The organism is Phocaeicola sp. ICN-14070 (assembly GCF_037892625.1).
Taxonomy (GTDB): Bacteria; Bacteroidota; Bacteroidia; order Bacteroidales; family Bacteroidaceae; genus Phocaeicola; species Phocaeicola plebeius.
The window spans coordinates 1-10,490 of record NZ_JBBKBF010000092.1 but is presented as its reverse complement, the minus strand read 5'-3'; the positions used below and the strand labels follow the sequence as shown (position 1 = coordinate 10,490).

Below are 10,490 nucleotides of genomic sequence, written 5' to 3'. Positions count from 1 at the left end.
CTGAAAATCAGCTGGGACTAAGTGCCCAGCAGTGACTTTATGTATTTAAATAGCAGACGAGTCATTTGAATTGGTATGGTAAAATCAGCATTAATTTCAGTAAGGAAAGAACAATATTTGTACAGGCTGATTTATTTGGAGTAAGTTTAATGGGGCATATATACATATATGAATTCTACTAAACTCATATACATATCCTGTTGTATACTTAAATCAATCAAGTCAATTGAGTTTAAAACATGTATTATACATGGTAAATCTAAACTTTATACTTGCAAGGAGCCGGAGTATGACCGAAGTCCGCTTATGATTCGATTGCTGCTTTGCCCTTCTTTTTCTCCTTGCTGAGTTGTTCCTTTTCATAACTCATAAGAGTATCGTCAGCTTTGTTGTGCTTCACCTCTGGCTTCCATTCCCTTTGAATGGCTTTCGTGTTCAGACCTTTTGATGCAAGTGTGGAGTTCCGTATTTCTCTTACTATGCCATGCCTGGTTCATGGTGAAGTATGGGAGTTATCATTCTTATCATGTCCGGATTGTTTGCCATGGATATGTGAAACCTGTCGAGTCTGAATATGGAAGCACCCTTTACTATGACCAGCACACAAGAATATCAGGCCATTACCTTCATCTTTCATTTTGGACGAAGCCGTGACACTTACTTTTTCCTGTTGCGAAGTTAGTGCAAGCCGCATGCTGCAAGTACCAGAATCTTATTCCCTGAATTTTTTCAAAAACTTTTTCTGCTGTCGCTTTTCGGAAAACTTTTCTTGCCTGACGGTGAAATAATTCGGTAATTACTTGCCTGATTGCTATCCTTGCCAACTTTGATAGCAACGTAAAAAATAAATGTTTCACTTCTAAAATTTCAATGTCATGAAGAAAATGGAAAATTCTTTCGTAGTTTCTGGTTTTGTAGGTAAGGATGCAAGCATCCATCAGTTCTCAACCGCAAGCGTTGCACGTTTTCCTTTGGCAATCAGCCGCACTGAGAAATCAGGCGAGGAAACAACCCGCACTTCCGCTTTCATAAACGTCGAGGCATGGCGCAAGAATGACAATACAACATCCTTTGACCGCCTTGTCAAAGGAGCACTCCTCACGGTTGAAGGCTATTTCAAGCCGGAGGAGTGGCAGGATGCCGACGGTGTCAAGCGCAACAAAGTGGCATTTGTAGTCACCAGGTTTTATGAAGCTGTTGAAAAGGAGGAAACTCCATCAGCTCAGGAGAAGAACTCCAGGAAGGGCAAGTAAAGCCTTTCTTCTCTCCAATAGAGCGGCCTTCGGGTCGCTTTTTTTATGCTTATACTTCTCTTTGCCGAGATTCGTTCCTCATACACCGACTTCGGGGAACTGGCATAAATTCCGTTGCGAAGGTAAATGTCCGGTCTTGTCATTAGCAAGGCCAAGGCTTCGCTTTGCCGCAAAATCTCCACACCTACGGGTAGTATTTTGTTGCAAAACCTTGCAGAGACAGCCCCGACACCTTCTTGGTGCAACAAAATTTATATGTGTTCCCGAAGTAGTTGATCTACGAGAGGGAAGAAAAAACAGATGATATTATGACAACAATCCAATCAATCCTGAGCCGACTGACCAAGGCTGTTGGCGGTACTGAAAAGATGCTCTACACAGAGCCGGAGTTGAACAAATTTGCTAAGTTTTATCTTGATAAGTGGGACGAGAACACCAGTGAGGATGTCATAGCCGAATCTTTCACTGACTTTTGGTGGGACACAGACAGGGCTTGCAGAAGATGTTCAGAGTGTGGCAGACTGATGCGTGCCGGATATTGTGCTGACATGGGAGTAGCCTACTATTGCAGTGATGAATGTTTGCACAGCGGCTTCACCGATGAAGAATGGGCTGAGGAATGCGAAAACAACGACCAGAGTTATTATACGGAGTGGTAATATTTTAAAATTCAACGATATGGCAAATTTAGCGACAACGACCTACAAGGTCACAGGAACACGTGAAGCAGTAAATAACTTGTGGACTACCTTTCAGAACATGGAAGTGAACAGTAAGGATATATGGCTGCTTAGGCTTGCCGAGCAATACGGTATCGACTATGAGAAAAAGCAAATCAGCGTTAGAGGACATATTTATTGGGCTGAATATGAAGAAGACGAAGAGAATGATTATTTCCTCCTTTCATTTGAGACAGAAACCGCATGGGATGCCTGTAACGAACTCTTCCTTGAAATAAACCGGATATTGGCTGATGAACTGAGTATTTCATACAGATGTTGCGAAAGTGGATGTGGCTTGTTTTATGCCCATGACGAGGGGAATTTCTTTCCCGAGGAATGTTGTGTGAGTTCATACGGTGAACCTTTCGAGGATGCATGTGAGGATGTTTTTAACACCATTAGGGATGCCATCAAGGAATGGACATCAAAGACCGGTATTGGACAGGGAGACCGCAGTGAAAAAGAAATGGTGGATTTTATCAATGGCTATGAATACGAGAGCGAAGAGACCTATTTCTACATCCATCCTTTCACATTCGAATAAGTATAACTACGGGGGGTATGAGCCAGCCTTGTGCCCTCGTTATAACGTAACACTTTCCCTAACAGCTCTCAACTGTTAGGAGACATTGGTAGGTGTTTGTATATCATACACTTACCTTTGTATACATTGATACATGTAGACAAGTACACGTGTAAACAGGATTACAAGAATATATTGAAACATATAAACATAAAAACAAATAGTATGGCACAGAAAATCATTACTTTCGCCAACCACAAAGGTGGCGTGTCAAAGACAACTTCTACAGCTTCTATTGGAGCTTGTATGGCAATGAAGGGCAAGAAAGTCCTGCTTATAGACCTTGACGGACAGGCAAACCTTACACTGTATTTCATTCCGAATGAGGATGAAATAGAAACGAGCATTTTTGATTCATTGGTAAACGGTGTTCCTTTGCCTGTGAAGCATATCCGGGAGAATCTTGACCTTGTCCCTTCTTCCCTTGAAATGGCAAGTGCGGAAATAGCCTTGACCAACCTGTTGGCAAGAGAGCGGTTGCTTAGTAATCTTCTTGAACCTGTCAGGAAGGACTATGACTATATCCTGATTGACTGTCCGCCTTCTCTTGGTATTGTCACTACCAATGCTTTTATTGCCGCTGATGAGATCATCGTACCGATGACACCGGAGCTTCTTCCGTTGAAAGGCATGAGGATGCTGGACGCATTTGCTACCACCTTGCAGTGTGTCAAGCCGTCACTTCGTTTGGGCGGTGTGTTCATCGCCAGATTCAATCACCGTAAACTGAACAAGGTCGTGGAACAGGCTGTAAAGGAGCGTTATGAAAGTATCACCATGAATACCCGCATCCGTGAGAATATCGCCTTGGCTGAATCAGCCGGTAGTGGCAAAAGTATATTTGAGTATGATTCAAATTCCAACGGTGCAAAGGATTATCTTGCACTTACGGAGGAAATTCTTTCACGTAACCAGTAATAACTATGGCAAAAAACAATATGGACATTCTGCTTGGCAATATTCTGGGCAGTGCCGTTATCATTCCTGACAATAAAACAGTTGAACAGATACCTGAAACCAAGCCAATCCCAAAACAGGAAAAACGGTCATTCAAGGCAGAACGTAAAGAGCAACCGGACAATTCCTGGCGACATTTCTCTTTTATCTGCTCCAGGGAACTTGTAGATAAGGTACAGGCAATAGCTTACAAGGAGGGTTTCACCATACGTGCCTTTATGGAGTATGTGATGAAACAGGGCATCGAGGCATACGAGGCGAAGCATGGCAAGGCTCGGAAGGTCAAGTCCAAAAACATCAATGATGTAATGTAAACGTGTATACATGTATCCATGTGTACGTGTGGATATGTGTACATGTAGCAATATATACATGTTTACACGTACACGTGAATACACAAATATAGTTAAGTCAATAACAATTAAAATATTATGAATGTGAATAAATACTTCTCATTTGCCATTGTAGTATTTCTGATGGCAGTACCATTGGTATTAACTTCTTGTGGTAAAGACAACATTTTGGATGACGTTGAAGAGCTTCAGCCGGAGCTGAAAGTATGGACGGAGCCTTATCATGTTGAATGTTCAACCATAGACGAGGTCAAGAACTATATGGAGTTTTCGATGAAGCGATATGGTCTTGTATCGGAGACAACAATATCCAGTACTATTCAGCTCACTTACAAAACGGTCAACGGTAATGAGGGCATCCTATATAGCTTTTACTCTTCAAATGGGGCACTGTATTCGGTAATAGATACAGAGCTGATAGCTAATAGCCGTCTGGTTATTGAATATTTGAAGGAGCATTATTTTCTGATTGCCCCGGCAAACGAGGCAATACTTGAATACTGTTTCACGAACTCTGACAGGTCAATGGTAATTACGACTGCAAAGGTTTCCGACACTTGCTTCAACGTAAGCTACGCCTACGTCAATTGATATTGTCTTGTAGTTTTGAGCCATCATCAGGTCTTAGGAATTGTTGGTGGCTTTTTGTATACATGTATTCATATAGACGTGAATACATGGCTATATGTAAACATGTATATAAGTCCACTTGTATAGGTGTATACATGTACACATATGGACATGAATACATGTGGACATTGGATGATTGAAAAATCATTCCCTAAATAATTGATATACAAGTGGAATAATCCCTTTGTAGTTGGATTAAAATTAGCCTTTTTGTAATTGCTAAAAGCATATTATATAAGCTTTTTGTATGCTGACAATTCACGGCTTGTCAGATTTTCATCGCAAAATTACTGTGAATGTCCGAACACCAAGTACCGTTTCTCTAATGTTCCTCAGATTGGTATGGCAACCTTCCGCAAATCAGAGATTTGGGTATTCCATACAAATCTGTAGCCATTTACTTGTCTTATCTTCCATGTCTCACAGTGCCAGGAGCGTGAAAATTTGAAGCCCTTTGAAATTGTCACGATTTCACAAAAGGGAAATGATTAATTTTAATACTTATAGATATGGAAGTACAAAAGATTCATCCGGCAGAAGAGTATCTTCGCAACGAAAAGAACCCCACATCATTGTATGTCAGAATTAGTGGAGAACGTAGGAGGTTGTTCATTAACCGCAGTGACGGAGAGGGAGTGATTGGCATTATTGCAAAAGGTAAACGCAAACGAGGTTATGTTTTCAATGCCTGGTCAAGCATTGAGAAAGTCTATTATCCGACCACTGAAAATGAAGAAGAGGCAGAAAAGAAAATGATTCTCAAATACCAGAAACTGGCTAAGCTCGCCACCCATACAAACAGTTGGTTACGCAGAATTGCAGATGCAGATTTGACAAAGTCTCTTTACGAGAACCATATTACCACAGGAACAACCATTGACGGCAAGTGCATTAGGCTGTCAACGATTGAGAATTATTGCGGCAGTATGGCGATGGATTGCTTCAAGGAAGCCATGAAGAAAAAGGTAAAATATTCAAGTTATAGGTTTGACTTTTGTGGTTATGACGGGACACTTTGGTGTGAACCGCGGGAAAATGGTGATATGATAGCGGGATTTTCCAAGGAATACCGACATACTGGGAACGGTTATTATTATCTGCTTATCAATGATGATTGTGTGATAGGCTATGATATAGACTGATATAGTCATAATTCAAACAGTCCATATCGGGAAACTCCGTTGTGGACTGTTTGAAAATCGAGTCTGCCGACGGCTGATTTCCTCTTTTATTCTACTCTTCGAGCATTATCTAATCTCCTATGACAGTATGAAATTAAAGACAAGATTTCTAAAGCATCTTGTTCACTCACCGGCCACTCTATTTTGGGTTGATGTGCTTCCGGATTCCTAAACATATTGCACAGACCTTCTAAGATTGCTTCGAAACCTCTTTGCTCATCTTTTTCCTGTTTAGATGTATACGAATTTATTATTAATACAGGATGATTAAAAACATATTGTACTAATTCTTTCCCATCAGTATTAACTAATGATAGCTGACGTATACGCGCAAATAACCCTTTACAGGATTCAAATACAGCATGAAAGTAGTTCTTATCAACTAACTCAGTTTTGCAGTATTTGAATATTTCCTGATGCGCATTTCTCATTTGAAGATTAATCAATAGGTCATTTGCGCGTTGTTGAGCTTCACTGATAGTTTCTGCGGCGGTAACTTCCCTAAAACGACCATTTGATTGTAATTCATAACCTACATAAGATAGACATACATTAATTGCCATTCTTTTTGTATCAAAAATTTGACTGTCTGTATAACGACTAGGATGCAATATTGTTTGGATAAATTTCAATATTTTATTTGAACATTTATCAGAATTCTGAACGGATACGAAAGCATTATAAAGCCTCTTCCATTTCGTCATTTCAGGGGTTATATCTTTTATTTCGCACTGTTGAAGGAAATAGGATATTTCAGATCCTGTAAGTCCATTTGACGTATCTCCTAATATTTTTGAAATTTGTTCCAATATACCTTGGTTTAGACAATGTCTTAGTTCCATAATGATCAATATGTATAATCGTTATTATCAAATAAGCTAATTTCATTAATATCAATTATAGGAGTGTATCTATCCCTTATCCATTCAGTGCAAATTTTACATTGTGGGAATGCACTCTTGTAAGCGTCTCCTACCCAGTCATTGTTCCACAAAATAATATTAGCTTCACCATTTACAATTTTACATATATCTTCTGTATATGAAATGGGATGAGGTAAATTATATGTTATTCGTTGAATCCATATTTGGATTTCTCCGATATTAGGGAATCTCTGAAACTTTGTATAAATATCATTGACAATTCGTTCTCTTTCATCTGTTGTTGGAACTTTGCTAAGAAGTTTACTGATGATAGAAAGAACTATCTTATAAGACTTCGGACTATATAATGCAATTTCTGTAAAAATCGATATCAATACAAGGTAATCATTACAACTCGCAATTTTGCTATTCAATCTTTGGGCAAAAATCGTTATAAGTTTAGTCAGAGTACCACTATTAGGATGCATTTTCGAAAATTGGTATATAAAAAGTGCCTCTTGTTGAAGATTGGATAATGTAGAGTATATTCTTTTATTGGATTTTCTGTAAATCGGTCCTCCTGAGATGTATGCTCTCTTATCAGGCTTTATAGATTCACTTATAATATCTTCAGTTAGATATGTCTTTTTCCCATTTAGTTGAAAATTAAGATCTGCAAGAACCTCTTGAAGGAAGAATGCTATTCGTTCTATATCTTCTTTTGAATTACAAAAAATGCGATAGTCGTCTCTATACCTCACTATATGATAGTTGGATATTCCCTTGTTATGTAGTTCCTCGCTGAGTCTTTTATCTGCATAAGCAAGTACTATTTCTGCAATAAAGTCAGACAATGTGCTCCCTTGAGGTATACCATTTGTTTGACCGTATTGCATACCTTGTATGTATCTATCAATCATATTTCCCAATAATCCGGGTTTCTCACGTTTTTCTTTAGCTTTTTCTTTTCCCATCAATGCCCAAGCAATGGTATGAGTATAAATAGCTCCATAGCAATTAGTAATATCTGTAACAAACATATATCTATAAGACAAAGCTAATTGAATGCTTTTTTGCTCAACATTTTCCCACCAGGCACTTACTGATGCAGACATATGTGATTTGTCAGAATCTCCTTTAACTTTAGGAATACTCATGACCTCTATGTTTGGAACTGTCAGTTCATCAAAGCGATTCTTTATATTTTTCCAATTACTCCTATTTGTTATAGCTTTGACCAGTAGATAATAAAGATATGGGTTAATCAGCTGGATTGGTCTATATGAATACTGCGCATCCTTTTTAACTAATATCTTATGATTAACGTTTTCATAATCAGATGGCATCCTCTTAGAATCTTTTAAAATATCTTTCAACTCTTTATTTCCGACAGTGGCTTCTACATAGTCTATCACAGGCTTGAAATCAATGTATTTGGGAAACTGCATACTACAATAATTTTCTGATTCCAAGAAATACCGCCTTGCTTTTACATCTGAAAGTTCAAGAATAGTTTTCATTGATAATACTTTATTATAATTTCTAATTGACATTTATTTTTGAAGAACCTATTGTTTTCATTATTCATATCATTCTGTAAGTAGAAAATCAAATAGTCCAACAAAGTGGACTTGTAAGTAATATCTTTTACGCTCAAACTGGTAATAAATAAAGTCTACTTCAAGTTGGGTGCGAATTCACTTGCCGTCCATATCTTGTATCTTTATCTCAACCATTTTAACGTCCACACTGTAGCCATTCGTAATCAGTTCGTTTAAATTATATCATCCATGCTGATATGTTTCTCCTCCTACTGTCGCATATCGGGAATAACATTTTTCAAATCGATGTCTGTGAAACAGTATTTGGAGAACGTCTTGACTTACCCATGTGGTATTCGAGGTCATACTTATGATGCCACATCTGTCACTCTGTTATTATATAAATAGAGTTCTACTAAGATTGGCAATTTTCTTATGATGCAAAGATATAAATTTCACTCGTTCATACAAGAAGTAGATATAATATCTGCCAATATCGAACTTTTTTTCTCTATTTCTGTATTCCAAGCTCAGCATACCATTTCTTTAAAGCTTATCTGCTTATGTTATAAGTAGATAATTCATTAATCCATTATAATCAAATCTTATCTATTCTGTAAGTCCTTTTCGCAAAATATGCGTTATTGGTCTGCCCAATAATTTGCGTATTTCATCAAGAGTTAAATCCTCTATTAAAAATATGCTGCCAATCTTATACTCTTCGCCCACACCAATGTCCGCATCCTCTAACAGTTTGCCATAGAGATATTCAGTTCATGGTCGAGTGGATCGACTATTGCCTGAATACTCCTCTGTCAAAGGTACGGCACGAGCATTCCGCTATCAAAGATAGTGGAGAGCTCCTTAATGCCGTACTTGCTGTTGGCGGTGCAGGACATTTCCCGCCCGACAGTTATAATGCTATGCTCTCACCACTCCACCAGCTAATGTTTTCATTGACTTTTATAATCATAGAGTTATCTTTCTTATAATCTTCGCCCACACCAGTGTCCGCATCCGCTAACAGTTTGCCATAGAAGTATTCTGTCCATGGTCGAGTGGATCGACTATAGCCTGGACACCCCTCTGTCAAAGGTACGGCAGGAGCATTCCGCTATCAAAGATAGCAGAGAGCTCTTTGATGCCGTACTTGCTGTTGGCGGTGCAGGACATTTCCCACCCAACAGTTGTAATGCTATGTTCTTACTGCTCCACCAGCTTACGCTTTCATTGACTCTTATAATCGTAGGATTTTCTTTCCTGTAATCTTCGCCCACACCAATGTCCGCATCCTCTAACAGTTTGCCATAGAAGAATTCTGTCCATGGTCGAGTGAATCGACTATAGCCAGAACACCCCTCTGTCAAAGGTACGGCAGGAGCATTCCGCTATCAAAGATAGTGGAGAGCTCTTTGATGCCGTACTGGCTGTTGGCAGTGCAGGACATTTCCCGCCCAACAGTTATAATGCCATACTCTCTTATATAATTTCTCTTTGCTGATATTTATGACCTTCGTGTCCATGGCTCCACTTGTGATTCTGTGAACTTTTTTCTGTAAAGTTGTTGCATCCATCACCAAATTGGCAAGTCGTTCTTAGTAAACAATCTTCCTTTTCCTTGAAAAGAGTATTGTCCACTGAAGATTTGCTGTATTGGTTTGGCTGCACTTTGTAAAACAGAAAAAACTTCCCGATCACAGTCCGAAAGGACTTAACAAAAGGGAAACAAAATCAGAGTGCAGTATGAACACAGTGAATGTTTACATCAAAGGTCAGGAAGACAAGGAACTGATTAGTTTCTTGCGATATTTTCCCTCACGCATCAAGAACATAGGAATGGACGCAGTTTTTGACCGTCAGATTATCTATGACTACAAGGATGGCCGCAACCACCTGGAGGTGGCCAAATGCGTGGCAAAGTTCCTCGTAAAGAAGTTTGGCTGTAAGATATGCAATGTGGTATTCTCGTGCATCCCTGCAAGTAGTCCGGAACGTAACGAAATGAGAAACAGACATTTTTCCGAGCTTGTATGCAAGTTTTCCGGAGCCATTGACGGGTTCTCTCACGTGAGTGTCATCGGTGAACGTACTGCAGTCCATGGAACAAAGATAAAAAAGGAAGAGCGTGCCAAACGGATAAATGAGCAGAACAACATTGAGATTGATGCTGATTTCTTCAAGAACAAGGAGGTCTGCATTTGGGATGATGTAGTCACAACGGGTGCATCCTTTAATGCCTATGTCTCCCAATTGGAACAAGCCGGAGCTCATGTTACCAATGGCATCTTCCTTGCCAAAACAAGCTATAAATACGTACTAAAATGACAATTATGAATGATTTGAAATTTGACAGGACAGTCTCAGCTGCTTTTACAGGACATCGGTTCTATGACTTTTCCCAAATGGA

At 39.1% G+C, this 10,490-nt stretch carries 11 protein-coding genes; 9 read left to right on the top strand and 2 right to left on the bottom strand.

Annotated elements, in window-relative coordinates; all coding sequences use genetic code 11:
- Positions 1-875: 875 nt before the first annotated feature.
- From WKT20_RS16755 to WKT20_RS16725, 7 genes are all read left to right on the top strand, one after another.
- On the top strand, positions 876-1,253 hold the full coding sequence (locus tag WKT20_RS16755; protein WP_340417771.1) for a single-stranded DNA-binding protein: 378 nt from the start codon (positions 876-878) through the stop codon (positions 1,251-1,253).
- A gap of 308 nt (positions 1,254-1,561) precedes the next feature.
- Positions 1,562-1,912 (top strand): hypothetical protein, encoded by a 351-nt coding sequence (locus WKT20_RS16750; protein ID WP_340417770.1) that lies wholly within the window; start codon positions 1,562-1,564, stop codon positions 1,910-1,912.
- Positions 1,913-1,931: 19 nt separating this feature from the next.
- On the top strand, positions 1,932-2,519 hold the full coding sequence (locus WKT20_RS16745; protein WP_340417769.1) for a hypothetical protein: 588 nt from the start codon (positions 1,932-1,934) through the stop codon (positions 2,517-2,519).
- 204 nt (positions 2,520-2,723) lie between these two features.
- On the top strand, positions 2,724-3,476 hold the full coding sequence (locus tag WKT20_RS16740) for a ParA family protein (protein WP_340417768.1): 753 nt from the start codon (positions 2,724-2,726) through the stop codon (positions 3,474-3,476).
- 5 nt (positions 3,477-3,481) lie between these two features.
- Positions 3,482-3,829: a hypothetical protein gene (locus WKT20_RS16735; protein ID WP_340417767.1), complete on the top strand. Its 348-nt coding sequence runs from the start codon at positions 3,482-3,484 to the stop codon at positions 3,827-3,829.
- Positions 3,830-3,946: 117 nt separating this feature from the next.
- A complete protein-coding gene (locus WKT20_RS16730; RefSeq protein ID WP_340417766.1) occupies positions 3,947-4,459 on the top strand; it encodes a hypothetical protein in 513 nt (170 codons plus the stop codon).
- A gap of 548 nt (positions 4,460-5,007) precedes the next feature.
- Positions 5,008-5,640 (top strand): hypothetical protein, encoded by a 633-nt coding sequence (locus WKT20_RS16725; RefSeq protein WP_340417765.1) that lies wholly within the window; start codon positions 5,008-5,010, stop codon positions 5,638-5,640.
- 86 nt (positions 5,641-5,726) lie between these two features.
- On the opposite strand, the gene WKT20_RS16720 is transcribed toward WKT20_RS16725, so the two are convergent.
- A complete protein-coding gene (locus tag WKT20_RS16720) occupies positions 5,727-6,521 on the bottom strand; it encodes a TIGR02391 family protein (protein ID WP_340417764.1) in 795 nt (264 codons plus the stop codon).
- A 5-nt stretch (positions 6,522-6,526) separates the two neighbouring features.
- Positions 6,527-8,062 (bottom strand): RNA-directed DNA polymerase, encoded by a 1,536-nt coding sequence (locus WKT20_RS16715; RefSeq protein WP_340417763.1) that lies wholly within the window; start codon positions 8,060-8,062, stop codon positions 6,527-6,529.
- Positions 8,063-9,133: 1,071 nt separating this feature from the next.
- Here WKT20_RS16715 and WKT20_RS16710 point away from each other — a divergent pair.
- Together WKT20_RS16710 and WKT20_RS16705 are read left to right on the top strand one after the other, a co-directional pair.
- Positions 9,134-9,349, top strand: a complete 216-nt coding sequence (locus WKT20_RS16710) for a hypothetical protein (protein WP_340417762.1) — start codon at positions 9,134-9,136, stop codon at positions 9,347-9,349.
- A gap of 477 nt (positions 9,350-9,826) precedes the next feature.
- Positions 9,827-10,408: a ribonucleotide-diphosphate reductase subunit alpha gene (locus WKT20_RS16705; protein WP_340417761.1), complete on the top strand. Its 582-nt coding sequence runs from the start codon at positions 9,827-9,829 to the stop codon at positions 10,406-10,408.
- The last annotated feature ends 82 nt before the right edge of the window (positions 10,409-10,490 follow it).

Excerpts from the sequence above, each read along its gene's own strand:
- WKT20_RS16755 (WP_340417771.1), top strand. The coding sequence starts at position 876 with ATGAAGAAAATGGAAAATTCTTTCGTAGTTTCTGGTTTTGTAGGTAAG.
- WKT20_RS16750 (WP_340417770.1), top strand. The coding sequence starts at position 1,562 with ATGACAACAATCCAATCAATCCTGAGCCGACTGACCAAGGCTGTTGGC.
- WKT20_RS16745 (WP_340417769.1), top strand. The coding sequence starts at position 1,932 with ATGGCAAATTTAGCGACAACGACCTACAAGGTCACAGGAACACGTGAA.
- WKT20_RS16740 (WP_340417768.1), top strand. The coding sequence starts at position 2,724 with ATGGCACAGAAAATCATTACTTTCGCCAACCACAAAGGTGGCGTGTCA.
- WKT20_RS16735 (WP_340417767.1), top strand. The coding sequence starts at position 3,482 with ATGGCAAAAAACAATATGGACATTCTGCTTGGCAATATTCTGGGCAGT.
- WKT20_RS16730 (WP_340417766.1), top strand. The coding sequence starts at position 3,947 with ATGAATGTGAATAAATACTTCTCATTTGCCATTGTAGTATTTCTGATG.
- WKT20_RS16725 (WP_340417765.1), top strand. The coding sequence starts at position 5,008 with ATGGAAGTACAAAAGATTCATCCGGCAGAAGAGTATCTTCGCAACGAA.
- WKT20_RS16720 (WP_340417764.1), bottom strand. The coding sequence starts at position 6,521 with ATGGAACTAAGACATTGTCTAAACCAAGGTATATTGGAACAAATTTCA.
- WKT20_RS16715 (WP_340417763.1), bottom strand. The coding sequence starts at position 8,062 with ATGAAAACTATTCTTGAACTTTCAGATGTAAAAGCAAGGCGGTATTTC.
- WKT20_RS16710 (WP_340417762.1), top strand. The coding sequence starts at position 9,134 with ATGGTCGAGTGGATCGACTATAGCCTGGACACCCCTCTGTCAAAGGTA.
- WKT20_RS16705 (WP_340417761.1), top strand. The coding sequence starts at position 9,827 with ATGAACACAGTGAATGTTTACATCAAAGGTCAGGAAGACAAGGAACTG.